Below are 23,891 nucleotides of genomic sequence, written 5' to 3'. Positions count from 1 at the left end.
ACCGTGAGATCGCGCGACTCCGTCGCCTGAGCCCACCAGCCCCGACGGACCCGCGCCTACGAACCGCCCAGCCCGCCGAGCGTTACGCCACGTCGGGCTGTTCCGTCGTCACCGAAAGCGCCGCCAGCGCCGACGCCACCGCATGAGACGCGCTCAGGTCCAAGCGGGCGCTGGTGCCGCGGGCGCGATGGCGGATCTCGTCGGCTGCGAGGGTGAGGAGCTGGGGCAGGAGGTCGGTGCAGCGGCGGGCCACCCAGCCCGTACCCGCGGTGGCCATCCACCACAGGCTCGCCGAGCGGGTGGGCACGGGGAACTCGGGCTGCTCAGAAGGCGCGTACCCCGTCGCGATGCCCGCCTCCGCGAGCAACGCGTGGAAGCGTACGGCGAGTTGCCGGTGCCCCCGCTCGCCCGGATGCAACCGGTCCGCGCTCCACATGGCGCGCTCCTCGAGCCACGCCCCTTCCGCGGCGTGGAGGTGGACGGCGCCGTACCGCTCGGAGAGCGCGTGCACCACCGTGTTCACGGCCCGTTGGCGGCGTGCGAGCGGCCGGGCCAGCGCCCCGGGCAGCCCCAGCATCCCGCCGGGGTCGGGCAGGCAGGCGGTGAGCAGCATCGCCCCCTGCCGGGTGAACGCCGCGTACACCTCGTCCAGCCGCGCGGCCACCGCGTGGATGTCGAAGGTGCACCTCAGGGTGTCGTTGACGCCGATGACGACCGAGGCGACGTCCGGCCGTACGGCCAGCGCGGCAGGGGTCTGGCGCTCCAGGACGTCACGCGTCTGGGCGCCGCTGACCGCGAAGTTGACGAACTGTGCGGGTGCGTCGGCAGGGGCGAGCCCGTCGGCGAGCAGTGCGGCCCAGCCGCGCCACCCTTCGCCGACGGGATCGCCCACTCCTTCGGTGAGGGAGTCCCCCAACGCCACGAACCGCAGGGGTCTCATGCCACGCCCTCCCGGGCCGTTCGCGCGGAGGAGGTGCCCGCCTGTGACGAGGCCCGATCGACGCGTACGGCCGCGTCGTGCGCCATGAGGAACGCCTCTACAGCGGCCGACCAGCTGAAACAGGAGGCACGCGCGCGTGCCTCCTCCCGGCGCTCGCTCTCGGGGCGGTCCAGCAGCAGCCGCACCTTGTCCGCGAACGACTCTCCGTTGTCCGCGGCGGTGGCTCCGGCGGAGCCGATGACCTCTGGGAGCGCGGAGGACGCGCTGGCGACGACGGGCGTGCCGCAGGCCATCGCCTCCAGGGCCGCGAGCCCGAACGTTTCGGCGGGCCCGGGGGCCAGGCATACGTCGGCGGAGGCCTGCAATCCGCCCAGGAGCGCGCGGTCGCCCACATGCCCCAGGAAGGTGACCGGCAACCGCCGCTCCCGCGCCCGCTGTTCGAGCCGGGCCCGCAGCGGCCCGTCTCCGGCGACGACGAGCACCGCGCGCTCCCCCCGGCGCAGCAGTGCCTCCAGGGCGTCCAGCGCGGTGCCGGGCCGCTTCTCGACGGACAGCCGGGAGCACATCACCAGCAAGGTCTCGTCCACGCGCGCGTGCCGGGCACGCAGCCCCTGGTCGCGCATCGAGGGGTGCCGGCCCTCCAGGTCGACGCCCAGCGGGGCGCGTACGACATTGCGGGCGCCGATCCGGACGAACTCGCGCTCCGCGAACTCCGTGGTGCACACCACGCGTGAATAGTGGTGCGCGGTACGGAGGTTGAGGGCGTCGGAGGCCCGCCGGGCCATGCCTTCGGACATGCCCCAGGTGCGCAGCACGCCGTCGGCGGTCTCGTGAGAGACCATCACGGCGGGCACCCTGGCGCGCCGCGCCCAGACGCCGGTCCAGCGCAGCGTCGTACGGTCGGACACCTCGAGCCGGTCGGGCGCGAGCTCCTCCAGGAGGGCAGCCACGCGCTTCTTGTCGGTGAGCACGCGGTAGCCACCGGTCCCGGGAAGCAGCGGTCCAGACAGGGTGATCACGCGGCCCTGCTCGGTCTCGCGGTCCGTGGCGCGCTCTCCGGGCACGATCAGCACCGGCTCGTGCCCAGCATCCCGGTAACCGGCGCCCAACTCCCGCAGCGCGGTCCGCAGACCGCCCGAGGCGGGGGCGACGAAGTTGGCGAGCCGGACGATCCGCAGCGAGTCGCTCATGCCGCCACCGCCGTCCGGCCGGTGAGCACATCGGCGTAGTGCCCGATGAGCTGGTCGCCGACGGCCGCCCAGGTGCGGCCCTCGACGGTACGGCGCGCCTCGGCGCCGTACGCGGCCCGCAGCGCGGGATCGGCGGCGAGCGCCGCCACGGCGTCGCGTACGGCGTCCTCGTCGCGCGGCGGGACGAGCAGTCCGGTGCGCCCGTGGGCCACCAGGTCGAGCGGCCCGCCCGCGGCGGGGGCAACCACGGGGACACCGCTCGCCATCGCCTCCTGCACGGTCTGGCAGAAGGTCTCGAAGGGGCCTGTGTGCGCGAAGACGTCCAAGGAGGCGAAGATCCGGGCGAGTTCGTCGCCGGTGCGCCGTCCCAGGAAGACTGCTCCGGGAAGGGCCCCGGTCAGGCTGGTCTGGCTGGGGCCGTCGCCCACGACCACGACGCGTACGCCGTCCAGCCCGCAGACCCCGGCGAGGAGTTCGACCTGCTTCTCGGGGGCGAGCCGACCGACGTAGCCGACGATCAGCTCGCCGTTCGGTGCGAGTTCACGGCGGAGTGCGTCGTCCCGGTGTTCCGGGCGAAACCGGACGGTGTCCACGCCGCGCGGCCACAGTCGCACCCGGGGCACACCGTGCGCCTCCAGGTCGCGCTGGGCCGCGCTGGAGGGGGCGAGCGTCCGGTCGGCGGCGGCGTGGACGGAGCGGATGCGCCGCCAGGCGGTGGCCTCACCCGCGTGCACATAGGTGCGGGCGTATCCGGCGAGGTCGGTCTGGTAGACGGCCACAGCGGGGATGCCGAGCCGGGTGGCGGCCGCCATTCCGCGGACGCCGAGGACGAAGGGACTGGCCAGGTGGACGAGGTCGGCGCGGTGTTCGGTGATGGCGGCGGCGACGCGGCGGCTGGGGAGGGCGACGCGGACCTGGGGATAGCCGGGGAGCGGTAGGGAGGGGATTCGGACGACGGGGCACGGCGCAAGGGCGTCGGGCCCGTTGCCGGCGGCGGTGGCCGGGGCGACGACGAGGGGAGCGTGACCGCGGTCGACGAGGTGTCGGGCGGTCTGGAGCGCGCAGTGGGCCACGCCGTTCACGTCGGGGGGAAAGGACTCGGTCACGATGACGACACGCATACCCGTGTTGTCGTCGTGCTGGACGTGGCCGCGTCAACGTGGATCTTTCCGGAATGGGAACGTCCCATGAGCGTTGCGCTGCGTGCGCCCCCGGATCACAACCCGGTCACGCCCCGGCATCCAGCCTCGTACCAACGGGCTACGGGCGGGCGACAACACGCTCACACGACGGTCGCATCCCGCACCGCGCCGCGGAGGCGCCCGATCTCACACATGGACGCTCCAGCCTTCATCACGTGGACGCTCCAGCCCTCACACAGCGGTCGTGTCCGGGCCGATTCTGCTGCGGACCGCCGTCTGCACCTCGGCCTCCTCGGCCGGATCGGCGGCGAGCCGACGGAGCTGGTCGACCACCCGGGCGTCACCGGTCTCGGCGTGCCGGGCGGCCACTTCCCGGGTCGTCTCCTCGCAGTCCCAGAGGCATTCGACGGCGAACCCGGCGGGAAAGGACGGATCGGTGGCCGCCAGCGCGCGAGCCGTGCGCCCGCGCAGATGCGATGAGGCCGTCTCCCGGTAGACGTGGCGCAGCACAGGGGCGGCGCAAGCGATACCGAGTCGTCCGGTGCCATCGACGAGGGTGCACAAGGTCGGCGCGTCCGGCCCGTCCCCTCGTACGGCCTCGCGCAGGGCGCCCAGCACCAGTTCGCTGTCCTGTGCGCCTCCCCGGCAGGCGAGCACGCGGCCCGCTGCCTGACCGAGCGCGTCGGGCCGGTGCGCCCACCGTCGCGCCCGCTCCACGGCCGCGACGCTGCGCATTCGCTCGAAGGCATCCACGGCGGCGTCCACGACGAGCCGCGAACCGGCGACCTGAGCGGCCTCGATCAGGTCGAGTACGTCGGGATCGTGACTGTCGGCGAGATAGCGCAGGGCCGTGCAGCGCGCGCCGTCGTCGCCGTGCCGGGCCGCGTCGATGATCTCCGCGCGGTCCTCGGGCCCTGCGACGGCGGTCAGGCAGCGGGCGGCCGGAACATGGAGCGCGGCTCCGCGTTCGACGCCCTGCTGGGCCCATTCGAAGACGGCCCGCACGCTCCAGTCGGGTCGCGGCCCGGAGGGTCGCATCTGCCGCTGCCAGCGGTCGAAGGAGCCCGCTTCTTGGGCGGCACGCACGCGCGAGGCGATGGATGCGCGGGGGTCCTCGGCCCACAATCGCCAGGGCCGGGGTTCGAAGGCGTCGCGCACGGCGGCGGCGAGTTCGGCCTCGCCTTCGGGGTCTGCCGGGAATCTGGCGAGGACCGGCGCCGCGAGGGCGCGCAGTCCGGCGTCGTCGTCGCGCAGCGCCAGTTCGTCCAGGGCCCAGGCCCAGTTGCTGCCGCGGGCGGCATACCTCCGCAGCAGTTCGAGCGCGTCCCGCCTGCCGTACGAGGCGAGATGCCCGAGCACGGCGAGCGCGAGGCCCGTGCGTGACTCGTCCGTGTCGAGGATGTCCTCGGTGTCGAAGAGGTGGGCCTCGATCTCGTCCAGCTCGCCGTTCAGATCGAGATAGAGACGGGCGTAGTACAGGGAGCGGTTCTCCACCTGCCAGTCGTGGCGGGGGTCGTGCAGCACACACGCGTTCAGCGCGGCGAGCGCCTCGGGGCGCGGTGCGGTGAGCGCGTGCAGCGTGCCGTCGCCGCGGCCCCTCTGGAGCAGGCCGAGCAGCGTACCGCTGGGCGCTATGACCGGATCGAACATGGGAAACAGCCTCACATCAAGCGTCGGCGCAACCGGGGATCGTGCTTTACCTGGTCGCGTGACAACACGTCGGGACGCCCGTCGTTTCTTGCTTGCTGTAGACCATCTTCCTCTGCCTCTCGTCGGTGCCCGTAAGGGCCGCATCACGGCCCGCGCGGTGCGGCAACACCTGCCCAGCCATCGCGTCCGTGAATCACGACGTCATGATGACCCAGCGGTTCTCGCTACCGCGACCGCATTTCCGGCGGCTGGGTACCGCCTCCCCCAAAATCGTTGTTGCGCCTGGTCAGGGTGGTGCTTCAGTTCACTCCGAACAGGCCGAGCAGCTCGGCCTTGCCGAACATCCGTGCCGTGTCCACGGCGGACGGCGTGCCCGCGGAAGGGTCGGCGCCGGCGTCCAGAAGGACCCGGACCACCGCATCCTCGCCCTTGAAGACCGCTCCGGCGAGCGGCGTCTGACCCCGGTCGTTGACGCGGTCGGCCTCGGCGCCGCGCTCCAGGAGGGCACGTACCGCTTCCGCGTGGCCGTGGTAGGCGGCGAGCATCACGAGGGAGTCGCCGCGGTCGTTGGTGAGGTTGGCCGGGACGCCCGCGTCGACATACGCGACAAGCGCATCGGTCTCCCCCCGGCGCGCAAGATCGAAGATCCTGGTCGCCAGCTCCACGACCTCGGGGTCGGGGGCTTCACTCATCGCCGGACCACCTCTCGCTGCGCAAACTCGGGGACTTCGGGTCGTACGGCCATGAGCGGTGCGTCCGTACGAGTGATTCGCCAGCGTACTGGCTTGACCGGCCACATGACCGGTCCCGGCCGAGGCGGAGATCACCGCGAAGCCGCCGGCCGACTTCTGATGCCCAGGTGTCCGCTGGTCCAGGACCATCAGGGCGAAACGAAGGGGAAATTCACCTAGTTGCGCCTTTTGTCCTACGGATACATGCTGTGACCCTGAAAGTACTCATGGTGACTGTCCCTATCGACGTCCCAATCGACCAGGAGAACCATCATGATCCTGTCCATCTCAGGTGTCGTCCTGCTCGGCGTCATCGTGTTCCTCTTCTTCCGCAAGGACGGCCTCAAGGTCTCGCACATGCTGGTGTGCGCGCTCTTCGGGTTCTATCTGGCGAGCACGGCCGTTGCCCCCAGCATCAAGGCGGGCGGCGAGAGCCTGGCCAGCATCCTCGGCGGCATCAAGTTCTAACGCCCCCTCCGCGCGCATCGTCAGGAGACAGCAGTGGCCCGGCGCCCTCTCCCCCGCATTCTCAGCAACGGCAGCGACCGGATCGTCCGCGGCCGGGAGCTGGCCCGATCGGCCGCCGAGAGTGCCACCGACGTTCTCCACCCGCTGATCACGATCACCCGAGGACTGCGTCGGCTGGCGACGGCGGGGCGGCACAGATGGTCCGGCACCCCCAAGGACCGGCGCGGGCCGCTGCTGTTCCTGCTGGCCGCGATCGTGCTGGTCGTCGCCTTCCTGCCGTTCGGGCCGCTGCTCGCCACGATCACCATCATGGCGGCTGCCGCCTGGCACGGCCGGGACCGCACCGGGTCCCGGCCGGCGGGCCCCGACGAGGCGCAGACCAAGCGCCTGGAGTCGCTCTACGAGGCGCTCGTCCCGTACTTCTCGGTCCCCGAGGACCCCGCTCCCCTGTTCACCCATGGCGGGGACTGGTCGAAGGCCTTCGTCTCGTACGCGTTCGACGGCACCGGCCGCGTTTCGCAGCTGACGATCCGCTACCCGGCGTACTTCACGGACGGCGAGGCGGCCTCCCGCGCGCGTATCGAGCAGTTGCTGCACACGAAGTCGGGGCGTGGCCGGGAGTACCGCTTCGAGTGGGACGAGGAGGGCAACCAGCTCGCCGTCACGGCCCTGCCGCCGCTTCCCGTCGACATCGGCGCTCAGCACTTCGTCACGGCTCCGGGCGAGACGGTGCTCGGTTTCACCGACCCGGCGGGCGTCCAGCGGACGCTCCCTGTCATCTCCGGTACGGGCAGGCGCGACGTTCCGCCGGTCGTCTGGCGCACCGGTGTGCGCTCGACGGAGCCGCATCTTCTCGCGGTCGGCGGTCCCGGGAGCGGTACGACCACCCTCCTGAGGTCGATCGCTCTGCAGGCCCTCCGGCATGGCGATGCGCTGATCGTCGAGGGCGGCGGCGCGGGCGAGTACGCGTGCCTCGTGGGCCGCGCCGGCGTACTGGCCGTCGAGTGCGAACTGACCGGTGCCCTGGCCGCTCTGGAGTGGGCGGCGCACGAGACGGAGCGGCGCCTCATCGCGATGAACCGGGCCCGTCAGGCGGGCCAGCCCCCGCCGGAGGACACCCGGCGTCCACTCTGGCTCCTCCTGGATCGCCCGACTGTGCTCGGGCAGCTGGCGGCGACAGAAGGGCGCCGGGATCCACAGTCCCTTCTCCAGGTGCCGTTGCGGCACGGGCGTGCGGCCAGTGTGACGGTGGTGGTGGCCGAGCAGTTCGACGGCATGGAGTGCCTCATCGAGCCAGTACGTCAGCACACGCGCGCGCGTGTGGTGCTCGGCCCGGCTTCTGCCGCGCAGCTCGAAGCGGTGCTCGGGACGCGTCCGTCCACCACACCCACCCCGACCGTGCCCGCCGGACGCGGCTACGCCCGGCTCGGCACGGGCCCGGTGCACCGCCTCCAGGTTCCGGCGACCCCGGACCCGTACGACGAGGCGACGAGCGAGGCGCACCGCCAGGCGGTCCTTAGCCTCCTACCGGAGCGCACGGCCGCGGGGGACGGGGAGCCCGCGGAGCCCCCGGAGCCCGCCGACGTCACGGATGTCACGGACGTCACGGCGGGAGACCGTACGGGTCCCGAGGCGGGCGCAAAGGTCACGAAGGTCACGGCGGAAGGCTGACGGGTCGCGGCGGAGGTCCGGGTCCGCGGGTTCACGCCGCGCGGGGTCCGACCGCGCGGGGCGACGCCACGAGAGGCCTGTACGCGCTGGATCACTCGACGAACGGTGTACGCGCGGGTCCGCGCCACGAGAGAACTCGACGCGCGGGGCCACGACGCGAGAGGCATGGCCGCGCCGGGCCGCACCACGAGAGAACTGGACGCGAGGCCAAACCACGAACCGTTTGAACGCGCAGGGCCACCCCATGAACGGCCTGAACGCGCGGGTCCGCGCCAGGAGAGAGCCGAACGCGCGGAGCCCGCCACGAGACGCCCGGGGCCACACCACGAGAGGCCTGAACGCGCGGAGCCCGCCACGAGCCCCTACACCCGGCGTCACAAGACAAGACACCCGACCCGAAGCGTCACGCCACGAACGTACGCGGCGTCTCCGTCGCCCCGCTCGCTCCCGTCTCCACCAGGCGGGCAGCCGCGGCCAGGCGGGACGCGGCCTCGTCGGCCACCGCGCCGCCGACGGTGAACGGCAGTCGCACATAGCCCTCGAAGGCGCCGTCCACGCCGAAGCGCGGCCCGGACGGCACCCGTACGCCCACCCGCTCGCCGGCCTCGGCCAGACGCGAGCCCGACAGCCCTCCGGTACGCACCCACAGGGTGAGCCCGCCGTGCGGCACCTCGAAGTCCCAGCTGGGCAGCTCACGGCGTACGGCGGCCACGAGCGCGTCGCGGTTCTCGCGGGCCTGGCCGCGGCGCACCTCCACGGCCTGCTCCCAGCCCCCGGTGCTGAGCAGCCAGTTCACGGCCAGCTGTTCCAGGACGGGAGTGCCCAGATCGGCGTACGCGCGTGCCACCACCAGGCTACGGATCACATCAGGCGCCGCCCGCACCCAGCCGATCCGCATACCCGCCCAGAAAGCTTTGCTGGCCGAGCCCACCGTGATGACCGTCGACCCGGCTGGGTCGAAACCGCAGACGGGGCGCGGCAGTTCGAGCCCGTCGTCCAGATGCAGTTCGCTCATGGTCTCGTCCACGACCAGTACGGTGCCCGCCGACCGTGCCGCGTCCACGAGCCGCCGCCGCTGGTCCTCGTCCGCGAGCGCGCCGGTCGGGTTGTGGAAGTCGGCGACGACGTACGCGAGCCGGGGCGCCGCGTCGCGCAGTACCTGCCGCCAGCGGTCCACGTCCCAGCCCGTGAGCCCCTCGGCCATGGCGACCGGCACCAGGCGGGCTCCCGCCTCCCGCATCAGCTGGAGGATGTTGGCGTAACTGGGCGACTCGACGGCGATCCGTTCACCGCGTCCGGCGAAGAGGTGGCAGATGGCGTCGATGGCTCCCATGGCGCCGGTGGTCACCATGATCTGCTCGGGCATGGTGGGAATGCCGCGTGCGGTGTAGCGCTCGGCGAGCGTCGTGCGGAGCGCCGGCAGCCCGGCCGGATAGTCGCCGTGCGTGTGGGCGTACGGCGGCAGCTCCTCCAGGGCGCCCTGTACGGCACGGGTGAGCCAGGGCTCGGGCGCGGGCAGGGACGCGGTACCGAGGTCGATCATGGAGCCGAGCGCATCGGGCGGCAGCGGTTCGAGGCCGCGGGCGGGCAGCGGATTGCCGGCCGGTACGGCGGTCCAACTCCCGGCTCCCCTACGGGACTCCAGGAACCCCTCGCTGCGCAGCGCCTCATAGGCGGCGGCCACGGTTGTGCGGCTGACGGACAAGGAGAGGGCCAATTCGCGCTCGGCCGGCAATCGCGCGGCTACAGGGACGCGTCCTTCGAGCACGAGCAGCCGGATGCCGTCGGCGAGGGCGCGATAGGCGGGCGGGCGCCGCGTACCGGGACCGGCAGGGCGCTCCTGCTGCGAGTTGAGCAGCCGTGCCAGCTGTGCGGCACCGACCGCCGAAGTCCACTGCGCCATGATTCTCAGTCCACCTTCCCCGAATTGGCCACGGTTAGCATTCCACTACCAAGCCACAGAGTGCCATGCATCAGGCCACTAGCACTATCCAGCAGCTACGCCTGCTGGTGTTCGCCGGTCCCTCGGCGGGTGGCAGCACCGTCGTTGCCGCGGGTCAACCGAAGCGGGCGATACTGCGCGGGTGACCACGCGGATACGCCATCCCTATCTCGACCATCCCGGTCCGATCGCCTTCGCCCACCGGGGCGGGGCGGCGGACGGCCTGGAGAACACCGTGGCCCAGTTCCGGCGCGCGGTCGAGGCTGGTTATCGGTACATCGAGACCGATGTGCACGCCACCGCCGACGGCCGGCTCGTCGCCTTCCACGACGCGACGCTGGACCGGGTGACCGACGGGGCGGGCCGCATAGCGGACCTCCTGTGGGACGACGTACGGCACGCGCGCGTGGCCGGTGCCGAACCGGTGCCCCTCTTCGAGGAGCTGCTGGAGACGTTCCCCGACGTCCGCTGGAACGTCGACATGAAGGCGGAACCCGCCCTGCACCCGCTGCTCGACCTGATCGCCCGCACCAACTCCTGGGACCGCGTCTGCGTCGGCTCCTTCTCCGAGGCGCGCGTGTCCCGCGTCCAGCGCCTGGCCGGGCCGCGGCTGGCGACCTCGTACGGCACCCGGGGCGTCCTGGGGCTGCGTCTGCGCTCGTGGGGCGCCCCCGCCGCGCTGCGCCGCTCGGCGGTCTGCGCGCAGGTGCCCGAGTCCCAGTCGGGGGTCCCCGTGGTCGACCACCGCTTCGTGCGCGCCGCCCACGCGCGCGGGCTGCACGTCCACGTGTGGACCGTCAACGAGCCCGAGCGGATGCACCGTCTCCTCGACCTCGGAGTCGATGGCATCATGACCGATCACATCGAGACACTGCGCGGTGTCCTCAAGGACCGCGGCACCTGGGTCTGACCGCCCGGCGCACCGCGCGGCGTCCGCGTACGGGGACTGCGACGGGGAAGCGAGGGCACGGGTGGGCACCGACACCGTGCGGACGGAGGCGGCCGACGACGCGGCCGGGCGGCGCCGCGAACAACACGGCTGGTACTTCTACGACTGGGCCTGCTCCGTCTATTCGACGAGCGTCCTGACGGTGTTCCTGGGTCCCTACCTGACGTCGGTCGCCGAGTCGGCAGCGGACGCCGACGGCTTTGTGCACCCCCTGGGAATCCCGGTTCGCGCGGGTTCCTTCTTCGCCTACTCCGTGTCCGCGTCCGTGATCCTGTCGATCTTCGTGATGCCGCTGGCGGGCGCGGCGGCCGACCGTACCGGGCGCAAGAAGCCGCTGCTCGCGGCCGCCGCCTATGTGGGCGCCGCGGCCACCACCGGCATGTTCTTCCTGGACGGCGACCGCTATCTGCTGGGCGGCTTCCTGCTGATCGTGGCCAATGCCTCGGTGGCCGTCTCGATGGTGCTCTACAACTCCTATCTGCCACAGATCGCCCCGCCCGAGGAACGCGACGCCGTCTCGTCCAGGGGGTGGGCCTTCGGTTACGCCGCAGGCGCGCTGGTTCTGGTGGCGAACCTGGTGCTGTTCACGGCCCACGACAGCTTCGGCATATCGGAGGCGATGGCCGTACGCATCTGCCTGGCTTCGGCAGGCATCTGGTGGGGCGCCTTCACCCTCGTACCCCTCAAGCGGCTGCGCGACCGCCGCGTTACGTCTCCGAAGGGGGCGTCCGCGAACGGCTGGCGTCAACTGGCCGCCACCGTGCGGGACATGCGGAGCAAGCCCCGGACACTCGCCTTCCTCCTGGCCTATCTCGTCTACAACGACGGCATCCAGACGGTCATCTCACAGGCCTCCGTGTACGGCTCCAAAGAGCTGGACCTCGGCCAGTCGACCCTCATCGTCGCGGTGCTGCTCGTCCAGCTGCTGGCGGTGGGCGGGGCACTCGGCATGGGCCGACTCGCGCGTACGTACGGCGCGAAGCGCACGATTCTCGGCTCGCTCGTGGCGTGGACGGTGACGATCGGGGCGGGTTACTTCCTGCCCGCGGGCTCGTCCCTGTGGTTCTTCGTGCTCGCCGCCGGGATCGGACTCGTACTCGGCGGAAGCCAGGCCCTGTCCCGCTCGCTGTTCTCGCATCTGGTGCCGCCCGGCAAAGAGGCCGAGTACTTCTCGGCATACGAGATGAGCGACCGCGGCATGAGCTGGCTGGGCCCGCTTGTGTTCGGTCTCACATACCAGCTGACCGGAAGCTATCGGGACGCGATCATCTCGCTCGTGGCCTTCTTCGTCATCGGATTCGTGCTGCTCGCGCGGGTAGCGGTGCGGGAGGCCGTGCGGGATGCCGGCAACCCGGTTCCGGACCGGATCTGAGCAGGTTTGCCGAGGTCCAGAGTGGTATCGCGCCCCGTCAGGGGCGCGGGGAACTGCGCGACCAGCCACGGACGGCCCGCAGCCTCCGAACCGCATTTCCAGCGGAGCGCCGGTCACCGATTTAGCACCTGGGGCCAAAGGCCGGTAGTGTACGCGTTTGGCCTGCCAGGCGTACCGTTACTGCGCGTCAAAGATGCCAAAACGGTGGGTGACATCTGCTCTCAGATGTGACAAACCGGGCGCTGGTGGGTACAACAAGGGGCGGCTACGACGGCGACGCATGACCCGCAACGGGAATCTTTACCGCCGACCGGACGTTGACCGGATGACGACGACAGCGACACCTGTCCTGTGGGCGACAAGCCCGGGAGGCACGATTCATGAGTGAGCGAGCTCTTCGCGGCACGCGCCTCGTGGTGACCAGCTACGAGACGGACCGCGGCATCGACCTGGCTCCGCGCCAGGCCGTGGAGTACGCATGCGAGAAGGGTCATCGCTTTGAGATGCCCTTCTCGGTGGAGGCGGAGATCCCGCCGGAGTGGGAGTGCAAGGTCTGTGGGGCCCAGGCACTCCTCGTGGACGGTGACGGCCCCGAAGAGAAGAAGGCCAAGCCCGCGCGCACGCATTGGGACATGCTGATGGAGCGGCGCACACGCGAGGAACTCGAAGAGGTCCTCGAGGAGCGGCTGGCCGTTCTCCGCTCCGGTGCCATGAACATTGCGGTACATCCGCGGGACAGCCGCAAGTCCGCGTAGCCCCTCCGGGGGTTGGGCGGCATAGAGAGCGCACCCGGGACCGCGGGTGCCGTGCATTTTCGTGCACGGCACCCGCGGTTCTGTTGTGTTCTGGGTGCGGCTGAGTGGTGGGTTGCTGTCCCTGGGCTGCGCCCCAGACCCCCTTCGCCCTAACGGGCTCGTCCTCAAGCGCCGGACGTGCTGATTTTCAGCCCGTCCGGCGCTTGAGGACCGGGGGTCCAGCGTGCGGAGCCTTGAGCGCAGCCCCAGCGGGGTCAAGGGGCGGAGCCCCTGGAGGGGTTCGGGGCGGAGTCCCGAGTGGCGGGGGTTCGGGGCGCAGCCCCGAGGACGGGGGTTCGGGGCTGCGCCCCGAGGACGGGACGGGTAGGGGCGGCGGGGCGAAGAACCCGGGCCTCAGCCCATCAGCGGCGGGCGCGCCCCCGGCTCGCCCTCAGGGCCGGGGCCCCGGCGCTCGTCATCGTGGATGACCTCGCCCGGCACGACCTTGCCGTCGGGACGGTGCATGCGGGCCTGCTGGAAGGCGTCGCCCAACGTGCCGGGGGTAGCCTCGCGAAGCTTGCGTTCGAAAGTGCGCTCTGCGTAGCGGCTCAGGGACTTCTGGACCGGTGGGATCAGGAGGACCAGGCCGAACGCGTCGGATATCAGGCCGGGCAGCATCAGGAGCAGGCCGCCCAGCATCATCAGACCGTTGCCTTCGCTGGCCCGCTCGCCCTGCGGCAGCACCCCGCTCTGCTGCTGTTGCAGCGTCTCGCTCAGGACCCGGAAGGCCCGGCGTCCGGCTCGCTTGATGACCACGGAACCCAGCACGAAACCGGCCACGAGCAGCAGGAAGACGGCCCAGCCGCCCGCCGCGGACGCCACCACGGTCAGCAGCCAGATCTCCAGGACCAGCCATGCGGCGATGGCCAGCGGCAGATACGTACGCAACCGGGACCGCCGCGGTCGCGCGGGGTACGTCGGAGTCGGAGCGCCAGTCGTCATGCGTCCAGTGTGCCTGGCCGGGGCTCAGAGCGGGATAAGGGGGAGATCAGCTCCGCCCAAGGCCCAGCGGATCAGGGGGACTTGCGGCCCAGGATCCGCCCCGCCCGCTCCCCCACACCCCACGTCGTGACCCGCCACAGCGCCTCGACGAGGATGTCTCGGCTCATCTTCGAGTCGCCGAGTTCGCGTTCTACGAAGGTGATGGGGACCTCGACGACGTGGTAGCCGGACTTGACGGCGCGGCGTGCCAGGTCGACCTGGAAGCAGTAGCCCTGGGAGGCGACGTCGCCGAGGCCGAGGCCTTCGAGGGTCTCCCGGCGGAAGGCGCGGTAGCCGCCCGTGACATCGCGGAGCGGTACGTCGAGCAGGACGCGCGAGTACAGGCTGCCGCCGCGCGAGATGAACTCACGGGACTTGGGCCAGTTCACGACCCGCCCGCCCGGCACCCATCGGGAGCCGAGGACCAGATCGGCGCCCTTGAGCGCGGTGAGCAGCCGGGGCAGCTCCTCGGGCTGGTGCGAACCGTCCGCGTCCATCTCGACCAGTACGCCGTAACCGTGCTCGAGGCCCCAGCGGAAGCCTGCGAGATAGGCGGCGCCGAGGCCCTCCTTGCCCTTGCGGTGCAGCACATGGACGTGGTCGTCCTCGACGGACAGCTCGTCGGCGTGCTTGCCGGTGCCGTCGGGGCTGTTGTCGTCGGCGACCAGGACGTGCGCCTCGGGCACAGCCGCCCGCACTCGACTCACGATCGCCCTGATGTTCTCCACCTCGTTGTAAGTGGGGATGATCACCAAGGTGGTGCCGAGCGGACCGAACTGTCGCCCACCGCCGTCGTTCACAGCTTCCCCTTAAGACATCCGTGCGAGGGGCTCCACCCTAGCGAGCGCCCTCTTCGGCGGAGTAGGGGTGGCGGCCCGGGAGACCTGAGAGGGGAAAGGTACTGCGGATCGGGACCCGGCGCCCTTCGGGCCGACCTGGGACCCGCTGGCTGCGGGTCTACCTAGAGCCGTTGTCTACTGAGCGCCGGGCCCCACCCGGGTCACACCTGCCGACCGGCGGAACCTTCCCCCGCCCCCGTGGCGCGAGCGCTGGGCCTGGCTCCCAGTTGTGGTGCGCCGGTGCGGCACACCACCCCTGACACAGCGGCGCTTCGAGGGCTGCTCGGAATCTCCGCGGTCGGACGTCCGGTGGTGGACCCGGCCGAACCTACCCGCCACCCGCCGCTTTCTGTCAACAGCCGTTCGAGCTGCGGACTTTCGCTCAACTGCCTGGTCAGCGCCGAGGACACGCAGGTCGCACCACGCAGCACCCGGTGATGGCCGGAGCCGAGCCGCCCCGCCACATCACCCCTCCGGCCGTACGAACACGGTGCGGCCCCCGACGACGGTCCGCAGACAGACGGGAAGGGGTGTCCCGGGCGTCAGGTCGGGCAGTCCGGGGGTGCCGGAGCGGGGGTCCGTCGACCAGCGGGCGACCCGGTCGTCCGGGGCCTGGACGACCAGCTCCTCGGCGCGCCACACGGCGTAGTCGGCGGGTGCGCCCGGCACCAGAACGCCCGCCTCGTCCCGGCCGATCGCCCGCCAGCCGCCCCGCGTATGAGCCGTGAATGCGGCGCGTACGGAGATCCGGTGTTCCGGTGTGCGGTGGAAGGCCGCGGCGCGGACGGTGCCCCATGGGTCCAGCGGGGTGACGGGGCTGTCGGAGCCGAAGGCGAGCGGTACGCCGGTGCGCAGGAGGGCCGCGAACGGGTTGAGCGTACGGGCCCGTTCGGCGCTCAGACGCTCGGCGTACATGCCGTCCTCGCCGCCCCACAGCGCGTCGAAGGCGGGCTGGACGGAGGCGGTGAGGCCGAGTTCCGCGAAGCCCGCGATGGTCTCCGGAGTGAGCATCTCGGCGTGCTCGACGCGATGCCGGGCCGCCCGGATACGCGCCAGACCGACCTTCTCGGCGGCGGCACGCGTTCCCTCGACCACGGCGGTCACGGCGGCGTCCCCGATGGCGTGGAAGCCGGCCTGGAGCCCCGCCTCCGTACAGGCCACCACATGGGCGGCGACATCGGCGGCGTCCAGGTAGGAGGTACCGGTGTGGTCGGCGTCCGCGTACGGCTGGTGCAGGCAGGCCGTGTGGGAGCCGAGCGCGCCGTCGACGAAGAGGTCGCCCGCGGCGCCGATCGCGCCCAGTGAGCGGGCCTTGGTGACGTCCTGCTCGGCCCAGTAACCGACGACTCTCGGCCCGGCCTTCTCCGCGGCGAGCCGCAGCAGCCCGGTGAAGTCGTCCTCGGAGGAGATCTCCGGGCCCGCGCACTCGTGGACGGAGCCGATGCCGAGCGAGGCCGCGTGCGCGAGCGCGGCACGCTGGGCCTCGGTGCGCTGGGCCGGGGTGACGGCTCCCAGCGCCGCGGCGCGTACGGCGTGGTGGGCGTCCCCCGTGAGCGGTTCCCCGGCCTCGAAGCCCGCCTTCTCCCGCACCCCTGGCGTCAGATCCAGCAGGGCCGTGGTCACGACGGCGGAGTGCACGTCGATACGGCTGAGGTAGAGGGGGCGACCGCCGGTGGCCTCGTCGAGTTCGTCCCGTCGGGGTGGACGCCGCTCGGGCCAGCGGGCGGCGTCCCAGCCGTGGCCGAGCAGGACCCGGTCGCCGGGGCGGGCCGCCGCGAATTCCCGTACGCGATCGAGGGCCGCCGCCAGGGAGGGTGCGTCGGACAGATCGAGGCCGGTGAGGGCGAGTCCGGTGGCCGTGCTGTGCACATGGGCATCGGTGAACGCCGGGGTGACCAGGGCGCCTTCGAGGTCCACCACCTCGTCGGCCCCGTCCGCGAACGCGTCGGCCGCGCCCTCGGAGCCGACCCAGGCGACCTGCCCGCGTTCCACGACCATCGCGGTGGCGAACGGGTCGGCGGGGCTGTGGACTTCGCCGCCGCGCAGCAGCACGGTGCGTGGGGTGGCGGTGCTCTCACTCATGGAGAACAGTCTCGCGCCTCGGCGCCCGCACCTGTCTCCCGGGGTTCGGCCGGGGTCGTACGGGGTTCTGCCGGGACTCAGATCCTGGGGGGCCGTGCCTCGTACGGCGTCGACAGGACGACGGTCGTACGGGTCGACACGCCGGCCAGCGAGCGGAGGCGGGCGAGCAGTTCCTCGAGCTCGTGGGGGGTCGAGACGCGGACCTTGAGGATGTAGTTCTCGTCGCCCGCGACGCTGTGGCAGGCCTCGATCTCGGGGACGCCGGCCAGGCGTTCCGCGATGTCGTCCGGGGCGCTGGGGTCGAACGGTTTCACCGAGATGAAGGCCGTCAGCGGCAGCCCGACGGCCTCCGGGTCGACGACCGCCGCATAGCCGCGGATCACGCCGCGCTGCTCAAGCCGGCGCACCCGCTGGTGCACGGCCGACGTGGACAGACCGGTGGCCTTGCCCAGGTCGGTGTAGCTCATCCGCCCGTCCTCGACGAGCAGCTGCACGATCTGTCGGTCGAGCTCCTCCATGGCAGGAACCTACAGGGCCCTTGATCCCCACGGGTACCTCAGCGGCGCAGGTCATGCCCGGTTTGTGATCTGAGGGGGCAGAGCCGGCGATCCGTGCGGGGACAAATCCACCGCGTCCGGCACCTGCGGGCGGCATGTGACGAACGCCACAGCATGGCCACGGGTTCCGTGATGGTCTCGTGATTACCGCCGAGACGGGACGGGAAGTGCTTGCTGTGGTCGAGGCCGCAGCGCCTTGTCGGCCCACCCGAGGGGGAGAAAATCTATGCAGAGTCTGAAGCGCCCCGGTCGTTCCGCACACAAGCGGCAGCAGCCGGTCGTCGAGCCCGCGCCGGAGGGTGTTGAACCGGCTGAGGACGAGCTCGACGCGTACGACACCTTCGAGATGTACCGGGTGATCTGCCCGGACTGCGCGCAGCCCATCGCGCTCCTCGCGGACGAGGAGGTGCTGCCGGAGCACGCACTGTGCGCCACGCCGTGGAACCCGTTCGGGCTCACGGTCTGTGCCGGTACGGGGCGCGCGGCGGCCGAGGCCCGGCCCGCAGACGAGTCGATGGAGGCTCAGGAGCAGGACACCGCGCTGCTGTTGACGCTGCCTCAGGGGCTCGACTGGCGTACGCAGCCCTTCTCGCACGTCGGCGGCCCGGGCTCGCGGCCCATCCGGGTGCCGGTGATGCGCCGCCGCCAGGCCGCGTAGGCGCTCCGCTGGGTTCGGCAGTTTCTGAGGTGCGGGTTCGTTGTGGTTGCTCGCGCAGTTCCCCGCGCCCCTAAAGGGGCGCTGGTGGCGCCCCCACGGCAAGGCCGCACGTCGATACAGCCCCGCGCCCCTGACGGGGCGCGGTAGACCCCCGTACGGGCGCCGCCGTGAACTGACGGGCGAATCCGTTGCTGGTGACTTGTCCGGGCTCGGTGCGTTGGCCCGGGTATGACCTCCACTTACGCAGAGACGAGTCGGCGCCGCAGGATTATCGTTCCGGCAGCCGCGGAGTCGGCTTCCAAGAGTGCGTCGCAGCCGAGCACGCAGAAGCAGCCTGAGAAGCCGCAGGCGAAGACACCGCAGGCGCAGCCGCCGCAAGCTTCGCGGCAGCAGCCCCAGGATCCGCCCATCTACCGTGCCCTGATGCGTACTTGGGCCAAGCGGGGGCGGACCCTGCCGGGGCGGCACGACCCCGAGTGGGCGCGGCTTGTCGCGCCCTCGGCCATGTACGGCTATGGGTACGGGCGGTTGTTCACCGTGACTCGGGACCAGCGAGGTGACGGGCGATGACCATCCGCTGGATCTGATTCGTGCCCTCGACGATCTGCAGCACCTTGGCCTCGCGCATGTAGCGCTCGACGGGGAAGTCCGCGGTGTAGCCGTACCCCCCGAGTACCTGGACGGCGTCCGTGGTGACCTTCATCGCGGCGTCCGTGCACAGCAGCTTCGCCATGGCCGCCTGCTTGGAGAACGGCCGCCCCGCGTCGCGCAGCCGGGCGGCCGCGAGATAGAGCGCCCGGCCCGCCTCGATCTGGGTCGCCATGTCCGCGAGCATGAAGCGCAGACCTTGGAAGTCCGCGATCCGCCGCCCGAACTGCTCGCGCCCGGTGGCGTACGCGACCGCCTCGTCCAGCGCCGCCTGGGCCACGCCGATCGCACAGGCCGCGATGCCGAGCCGCCCGGAGTCGAGTGCGGACAGGGCGATCGCGAAGCCCTGGCCCTCGTCGCCGATGCGCCGGTCGTCGGAGATCCGCACCCCATCGAGGTGGATCTGAGCCGTGGGCGAGCCCTTGAGGCCCATCTTCTTCTCCGGCACCGCCGCGCTCAGCCCTTCGGCGTCACCGGGCACCAGGAACGCCGTGATGCCACGCGTCCCCTCGCCGCCGCTGCGCGCGAACACGGTGTAGAAGTCGGCGATCCCGCCATGAGTGATCCACGCCTTGGTGCCCGTGAGCACCCAGTCGTCCCCGTCCCGCTCCGCCTTCGTGCGCATTCCGGCGGCATCGGATCCGGAGGACGGCTCGGAGAGACAGTACGCCCCGAGGAGGCCACCGCCGAGCATGGCCGGCAGATGCTCGACCTGCTGTTCCTTGGTGCCGTAGTGGGCGAGGGCGTGACAGGACAGCGAGTGCACGCTGACGCCGAGGCCTACGGTCAGCCGGGCCGCGGCGAGCTCTTCGAGGACCTGGAGGTAGACCTCGTACGGCTGGTCACCGCCGCCGTATTCGGAGTCGTACGGCAGGCCGAGCAGCCCTGACTCGGAGAGCAGTGTGAAGACGTCGCGCGGGAAGCGTCCGGCGTCTTCCTCCTCGGCCGCCTTGGGGGCGATCTCGCGCTGCGCGATGTCGCGGACGAGGGAGATCAGATCCCTGGCCTCGTCCGTGGGCAGTTGCCGGTCCACCGGCTGCGGGGCGCGGTCGGGCATGGCGACGCTCTCCTCCCTGTTGGGCACTTCGGCGGACGCCGACCTTGGATGCGGTGGGTCCACCGGGTCTCACAGTGCCCAGCCGATGCTGTCCCTCCGGGTCACAGAAGGAGCTGACCAGCGGCTGCGCGCTGTGAGTATGCCCGATCCGCGTCAGCGCGTCACCGGTTAACGGTCGTTAATTAGAACACATCTGGATTGGTCCGAACCATTGACGCACTGGTCTAGTCCTCCTACTGTTCCCCCAGCGACGAACGCGTTCATGCCAAGCGGTACCGTCCTGCCCGAACACCCCTCGGCAGGGCCGGCACCACTCCCCCCACGCTCCCCTCCCCCACGAGGAGACCAGATGCTCAGACCGCAACGTCCCCACGCCCGCTTCCGGACACTCCTCTCCGCCCTGTGCTGCGCCGTCCTCGGTGCGGGACTGCTCGCCGGCGCGGGCCCCGCAACGGCCTCGCAAGATGCCAAGGCGTCAGACTCGGCAGGGAAATCGCCGAGCAAAGCCGCCGACGGCTCCAAGGTCATCGGCTACTTCGCCGAATGGGGCACCTACCAGCGCCAGTACTTCGTCAAGAACATCGACACGTCCGGCTCGGCGGACAGGCTCACCCACATCAACTACGCCTTCGGCAACGTCACCGGCGGCAAGTGCGCCATGGGCGACTCCTACGCGGCGACGGAACGGACGTACACCGCGGCCGAGTCCGTCGACGGCGTCGCCGACACCTGGGACCAGCCCTTGCGCGGCACCTTCAACCAGCTGCGTAAGCTGAAGAAGAAGCACCCGGACCTCAAGATCCTCTGGTCCTTCGGGGGCTGGACCTGGTCCGGCGGCTTCACCGAGGCCGCCAAGAATCCGGCCGCCTTCGCCCAGTCCTGCTACGACCTGGTCGAGAACTCCAAGTGGGCGGACGTCTTCGACGGGATCGACATCGACTGGGAGTACCCGAACGCCTGCGGTCTGACCTGCGACACCAGCGGCCGCGAGGCGTACGGGAACCTGATGTCGGCGGTGCGCGCGAAGTTCGGCGGCTCCTCGCTGGTCACGGCGGCGATCCCGGCCGACGCCACCAGCGGCGGCAAGATCGAGGCGACGGACTACGCGGGTGCCGCGCAGTACGTCGACTGGTATCTCCCGATGACGTACGACTTCTTCGGCGCCTTTGACGCGACCGGTCCGACGGCTCCGCACTCGCCGCTGACCTCGTATCCGGGGATTCCGAAGGCGGAGTTCCACTCCTCCGCGACGATCGCCAAGCTCAAGGGACTCGGCATCCCGGCCTCCAAGCTGCTGCTCGGCATCGGCTTCTACGGGCGCGGCTGGACCGGTGTCACCCAGGAGGCGCCCGGCGGCTCCGCCACCGGTCCGGCGGCGGGGACGTACGAGCAGGGCATCGACGACTACAAGGTGCTCAAGTCGAAGTGCCCGGCGACGGGCACGGTCGGTGGCACGGCGTACGCCAAGTGCGGCAGCGACTGGTGGAGTTACGACACCCCGTCGACCATCGCAGGGAAGATGGCCTACAAGAACGAGCAGGGCCTGGGAGGCACGTTCTTCTGGGAACTGAGCGGTGACACCTCGGACGGCCAGCTGATCAAGGCGATCAACTAGCTTGTTCCGTACGTCACTTGGGGCGGGGGTCGGCGGACCCCCGCTCTTCGCTCAGACCTGGCGGGCGGCCTCGGGCGCCGGATACGAGGGGTCGAGGTCCTCGATCACCCGAAGGGCGCCGCCGAGCATCTTCACCAGCAGTTCACGCATCACGTCGCGCGAGAGCGCCTGGTGGTCGATCCAGTCGAGGGTGGCGCCCTCGACACTGCACAGCCAGCCGAGCAGCGCCGTGCGGGGCAGCGCGGCGACCTTGCGCCTGCCGTACGCTCCCTCGGCGATGGTCTCGATGATGGCTTCGCGCACGCCGTCGCGGATGGCGAGGACCTCGGCATCGAAGCCGACGCCGCCGGTGATGATCGCGCGGTACGCGGCCTGGTGCTGCTCGGCGTGACGCAGATAGCTGTCGATGGTGCGGTGGACCCGTTCCTCGGGCGGCAGTTCGAGGCCGCCGGCCGCGCGGGAGATCAGGTCGGCCACCGAGTCCTCGATGATCGCCAGGTAGTAGCCGCGCTTGGACTTGAAGTAGTAGTAGATCAAGCCCTTGGCGACATGTGCCTGCTTGGCGATGTCATCCATCGACAGGGTGTCGTAGGACGTGTCGGCGAATAACTTCCGACCGATCGCGATGAGTTCGGCACGTCGGGCCAAGGAGCGGTCGGTGCCGCGTGCGTGTGGGCGGTCGCCGTGCCGTTGACTTTGGTTCAATTCCAGCCCTGGTCTTCAACTGCCTCCGAAACTTTCGCAGGCAGTATGGCAGACCTCCACCACCTGCCCGTTCGACTCTCTTCGACGGCTTTCGCAGACCCGCAGGCCAGCCGTCAGATCATTCCGAGCTGTGTGACGAGCATCGCGAGCACCACCACGAGGGTCCAGCCGGCAAGGTGCTCGACGATCTTCGAGCCGTCGTCGTCGGGGCCGCCGGTACGGGTCTGAGGGCGTCCGGCGGTGGCGGAGTTCGCGGTCATGGCAGCTCGCTCGTATCGGCTTCGGGTCGGTGGACTCCCCGCGTCCCGGAGGTCACGGGGCTGTCCACCTTGCCACCCGAATCGGCCTGTGCGGGAGAGAGCTTGGTCACGTCCCGAATGCCCAGACCCCCAGGTCAGCGCCCGGTCAGCGGACGCCGACCGCCGCCAGCGCCTTCCGCTGGCGTGCCGTGGGATGCGCCGGGAAGTAGAGGTAACAGACGCCGCCGGTCCCGGAGGCCACGTTCCCGGAAGCGTTGTACCTCTTGGTACGGAGCCAGATGTTCTCCCAGGCGCGCCGCTGGTAGACCCGCCGCACCGCCTCGTTGCTCGGTGAGTTCGGGTCGTTGGCGATCACGTCACCGTCGGCCGTGAACCCGATGACGGTCATCAGATGGCCCGCGGTGCCGTATCCCGCTCCGGGCAGCTCCGACTCGAGGAACGACTGGGACGTGATGACCGGGATGCCCGCCGCGATCAGCGTTTCCAGATCACCGAGTGAACCGAGCCGCGTCACCACGCCCTGCAGGTCCTTGTACGTGGCGGCGTACGCGGCGTTGAAGGGCCAGTTGCCGCAGCCCTCGTACTGGTAGTCGTAGGTGAACCGGGCGGCATGGCACACCTGCGGATCCGCGAAGTCGGGATTGACCCAGGCCAGGTCCTCGGCCGTGGGCTTCCGCCCCCAGTACTCGATGATCATCTGCGAGGAGGTGGGGCTGCACCAGGCCTCGCCGCCGTTGTCGTACTCCGGGTACTGGCCGATGTGGGTCTCCTGCGAGTACCGCGGCACCGTCAGCTCCTTGGCGAGTGCGGGCTTCGAGGCCGGGACGGTGAAGCGGTCCGGGATGTCGGAGCCCATCGCGCCAAGCCGCCACACGGTCGGCGTGATCTTCGTGCCGGGCTTGCGGTACAAGGTCAGCCGCAGCCGGTACGAGTCGAGGCGCAGGCCGGAGGCCGGGTCGTCGATGGCGAAGGTGTCCGTCCAGACGCTGCTCTTGTCGTCGCTCTGGTCGTCCACCGAGGTCCGCCTGATGTCCTGGTCGTCGGCCGCCCAGCGGCCCATCACGTACCAGGGGGTCTTGGTGCCGTCGGAGTAGGTGCCCGCCAGCTCGATCTGGAGCCAGGTGCCGGCCGGAGTGTGCGCGTTCCAGGAGGCGATGACCTCGGTCGAGGGTACGGCGAGGCGGTGGACGGGCGAGGTCCAGCGCGCGTACTCCCAGGTGGCCGTCTTGCCGGTGTGCGGGTCCGCGTAGTCGGTGCGGCCCGCGGGGGTCGCGATCACCAGGCCGGGGCGTTTCCCGGAGACGGCTCGGGTGCCCTTCGCGGTGCCGCCGCGCCAGTCGGCGTACGAGGTCCAGGCGCGGTTGTCGACCTGGCGGGACGGCGCTTTCGAGGGGGCGGGCGCGGTGCGGGCGGAGGAGCCGGCGGCGGCCGCCGGGCTCGCGGCGCCCGCCGCTGCCGCGGCCATCGCCACGGCCAAGAGGCTTCTGCGGGAGGGCTGTTGGGCTCTGGTCATGTGTGGGCGACCCCCAGGTTTCCGGAACGGGCGAGTCCTTGAGTGCGGGTGTGCGGCCCACTATGGAGGGCCGTGCTGCGCGCTGCCAGCACTTCAGGGGTCGTGGCACCGATCAATATTGGTCACA

General features: G+C 71.0%; 21 protein-coding genes. 7 read left to right on the top strand and 14 right to left on the bottom strand.

Translation table 11 applies throughout. The features are described from left to right. Window positions 1-82: 82 nt before the first annotated feature. The 5 genes from OHT21_RS39115 to OHT21_RS39095 all read right to left on the bottom strand — a co-directional run bounded on the left by OHT21_RS39115 (window position 83) and on the right by OHT21_RS39095 (window position 5,614). Complete coding sequence (locus OHT21_RS39115; RefSeq protein ID WP_328772984.1) at window positions 83-940, bottom strand: SGNH/GDSL hydrolase family protein; 858 nt, start codon at window positions 938-940, stop codon at window positions 83-85. After that, complete coding sequence (locus OHT21_RS39110; protein ID WP_328772983.1) at window positions 937-2,130, bottom strand: glycosyltransferase; 1,194 nt, start codon at window positions 2,128-2,130, stop codon at window positions 937-939. Before OHT21_RS39110 ends, OHT21_RS39115 begins: the two co-directional genes overlap by 4 nt. Next, window positions 2,127-3,251, bottom strand: coding sequence for a glycosyltransferase family 4 protein (locus tag OHT21_RS39105; protein WP_328772982.1), 1,125 nt, complete (start codon window positions 3,249-3,251; stop codon window positions 2,127-2,129). Before OHT21_RS39105 ends, OHT21_RS39110 begins: the two co-directional genes overlap by 4 nt. A gap of 252 nt (window positions 3,252-3,503) precedes the next feature. Continuing rightward, the gene (locus OHT21_RS39100; RefSeq protein WP_328772981.1) at window positions 3,504-4,922 is read right to left on the bottom strand and encodes a HEAT repeat domain-containing protein; all 1,419 of its coding nucleotides are present in this window, start codon (window positions 4,920-4,922) and stop codon (window positions 3,504-3,506) included. 299 nt (window positions 4,923-5,221) lie between these two features. Further along, window positions 5,222-5,614, bottom strand: coding sequence for an ankyrin repeat domain-containing protein (locus OHT21_RS39095; protein WP_328772980.1), 393 nt, complete (start codon window positions 5,612-5,614; stop codon window positions 5,222-5,224). A 312-nt stretch (window positions 5,615-5,926) separates the two neighbouring features. Here OHT21_RS39095 and OHT21_RS39090 point away from each other — a divergent pair, with 312 nt between their 5' ends. Together OHT21_RS39090 and OHT21_RS39085 are read left to right on the top strand one after the other, a co-directional pair. Beyond that, on the top strand, window positions 5,927-6,121 hold the full coding sequence (locus OHT21_RS39090; protein WP_328772979.1) for a hypothetical protein: 195 nt from the start codon (window positions 5,927-5,929) through the stop codon (window positions 6,119-6,121). 33 nt (window positions 6,122-6,154) lie between these two features. Beyond that, complete coding sequence (locus OHT21_RS39085) at window positions 6,155-7,792, top strand: hypothetical protein (RefSeq protein WP_328772978.1); 1,638 nt, start codon at window positions 6,155-6,157, stop codon at window positions 7,790-7,792. A 403-nt stretch (window positions 7,793-8,195) separates the two neighbouring features. On the opposite strand, the gene OHT21_RS39080 is transcribed toward OHT21_RS39085, so the two are convergent. Next, window positions 8,196-9,695, bottom strand: a complete 1,500-nt coding sequence (locus OHT21_RS39080; RefSeq protein ID WP_328772977.1) for an SCO1417 family MocR-like transcription factor — start codon at window positions 9,693-9,695, stop codon at window positions 8,196-8,198. 181 nt (window positions 9,696-9,876) lie between these two features. On the opposite strand from OHT21_RS39080, the gene OHT21_RS39075 reads away from it, so the two are divergent. The 3 genes from OHT21_RS39075 to OHT21_RS39065 all read left to right on the top strand — a co-directional run bounded on the left by OHT21_RS39075 (window position 9,877) and on the right by OHT21_RS39065 (window position 12,810). Continuing rightward, on the top strand, window positions 9,877-10,644 hold the full coding sequence (locus tag OHT21_RS39075) for a glycerophosphodiester phosphodiesterase (protein WP_328772976.1): 768 nt from the start codon (window positions 9,877-9,879) through the stop codon (window positions 10,642-10,644). A gap of 61 nt (window positions 10,645-10,705) precedes the next feature. Beyond that, window positions 10,706-12,055, top strand: coding sequence for an MFS transporter (locus OHT21_RS39070; RefSeq protein ID WP_328772975.1), 1,350 nt, complete (start codon window positions 10,706-10,708; stop codon window positions 12,053-12,055). Between the two features lie 380 nt (window positions 12,056-12,435). Beyond that, window positions 12,436-12,810: an RNA polymerase-binding protein RbpA gene (locus OHT21_RS39065; protein WP_003977404.1), complete on the top strand. Its 375-nt coding sequence runs from the start codon at window positions 12,436-12,438 to the stop codon at window positions 12,808-12,810. A 393-nt stretch (window positions 12,811-13,203) separates the two neighbouring features. Here the strand turns inward: OHT21_RS39065 and fxsA are convergent, their stop codons facing one another. The 4 genes from fxsA to OHT21_RS39045 form a co-directional block, all read right to left on the bottom strand. Beyond that, the gene (gene fxsA / locus OHT21_RS39060) at window positions 13,204-13,791 is read right to left on the bottom strand and encodes an FxsA family membrane protein (protein WP_328772974.1); all 588 of its coding nucleotides are present in this window, start codon (window positions 13,789-13,791) and stop codon (window positions 13,204-13,206) included. A 71-nt stretch (window positions 13,792-13,862) separates the two neighbouring features. Beyond that, on the bottom strand, window positions 13,863-14,630 hold the full coding sequence (locus tag OHT21_RS39055; protein ID WP_328772973.1) for a polyprenol monophosphomannose synthase: 768 nt from the start codon (window positions 14,628-14,630) through the stop codon (window positions 13,863-13,865). Window positions 14,631-15,134: 504 nt separating this feature from the next. Next, window positions 15,135-16,751, bottom strand: a complete 1,617-nt coding sequence (locus OHT21_RS39050; protein WP_328772972.1) for an amidohydrolase — start codon at window positions 16,749-16,751, stop codon at window positions 15,135-15,137. A gap of 77 nt (window positions 16,752-16,828) precedes the next feature. Beyond that, window positions 16,829-17,269 carry an Lrp/AsnC family transcriptional regulator gene (locus OHT21_RS39045; RefSeq protein ID WP_165343766.1) on the bottom strand — a complete coding sequence of 147 codons (441 nt, stop codon included), beginning with the start codon at window positions 17,267-17,269 and terminating at the stop codon, window positions 16,829-16,831. Between the two features lie 265 nt (window positions 17,270-17,534). Here OHT21_RS39045 and OHT21_RS39040 point away from each other — a divergent pair, with 265 nt between their 5' ends. Continuing rightward, entirely contained in the window at window positions 17,535-17,966 is a 432-nt protein-coding gene (locus OHT21_RS39040; RefSeq protein ID WP_328772971.1) for a hypothetical protein, read from the top strand. A gap of 532 nt (window positions 17,967-18,498) precedes the next feature. Here the strand turns inward: OHT21_RS39040 and OHT21_RS39035 are convergent. After that, window positions 18,499-19,671, bottom strand: a complete 1,173-nt coding sequence (locus tag OHT21_RS39035; protein WP_328772970.1) for an acyl-CoA dehydrogenase family protein — start codon at window positions 19,669-19,671, stop codon at window positions 18,499-18,501. A gap of 349 nt (window positions 19,672-20,020) precedes the next feature. Between OHT21_RS39035 and OHT21_RS39030 the strand changes: the two genes are divergently transcribed. Further along, window positions 20,021-21,286: a glycoside hydrolase family 18 protein gene (locus OHT21_RS39030; RefSeq protein ID WP_328772969.1), complete on the top strand. Its 1,266-nt coding sequence runs from the start codon at window positions 20,021-20,023 to the stop codon at window positions 21,284-21,286. A gap of 51 nt (window positions 21,287-21,337) precedes the next feature. On the opposite strand, the gene OHT21_RS39025 is transcribed toward OHT21_RS39030, so the two are convergent. The 3 genes from OHT21_RS39025 to OHT21_RS39015 form a co-directional block, all read right to left on the bottom strand. Then, window positions 21,338-21,991: a TetR/AcrR family transcriptional regulator gene (locus OHT21_RS39025; RefSeq protein ID WP_328772968.1), complete on the bottom strand. Its 654-nt coding sequence runs from the start codon at window positions 21,989-21,991 to the stop codon at window positions 21,338-21,340. Between the two features lie 113 nt (window positions 21,992-22,104). After that, a complete protein-coding gene (locus OHT21_RS39020) occupies window positions 22,105-22,251 on the bottom strand; it encodes an SCO1431 family membrane protein (protein WP_328772967.1) in 147 nt (48 codons plus the stop codon). Window positions 22,252-22,396: 145 nt separating this feature from the next. After that, window positions 22,397-23,764: a peptidase C39 family protein gene (locus OHT21_RS39015; protein ID WP_328772966.1), complete on the bottom strand. Its 1,368-nt coding sequence runs from the start codon at window positions 23,762-23,764 to the stop codon at window positions 22,397-22,399. Between the last annotated feature and the right edge of the window lie 127 nt (window positions 23,765-23,891).

It is taken from the genome of Streptomyces sp. NBC_00286 (genome assembly GCF_036173125.1).
In the GTDB taxonomy this organism is placed as follows: domain Bacteria; phylum Actinomycetota; class Actinomycetes; order Streptomycetales; family Streptomycetaceae; genus Streptomyces.
The sequence above is the reverse complement of the archived record's forward strand: the minus strand, read 5'-3'. Positions and strand labels throughout refer to the sequence as shown.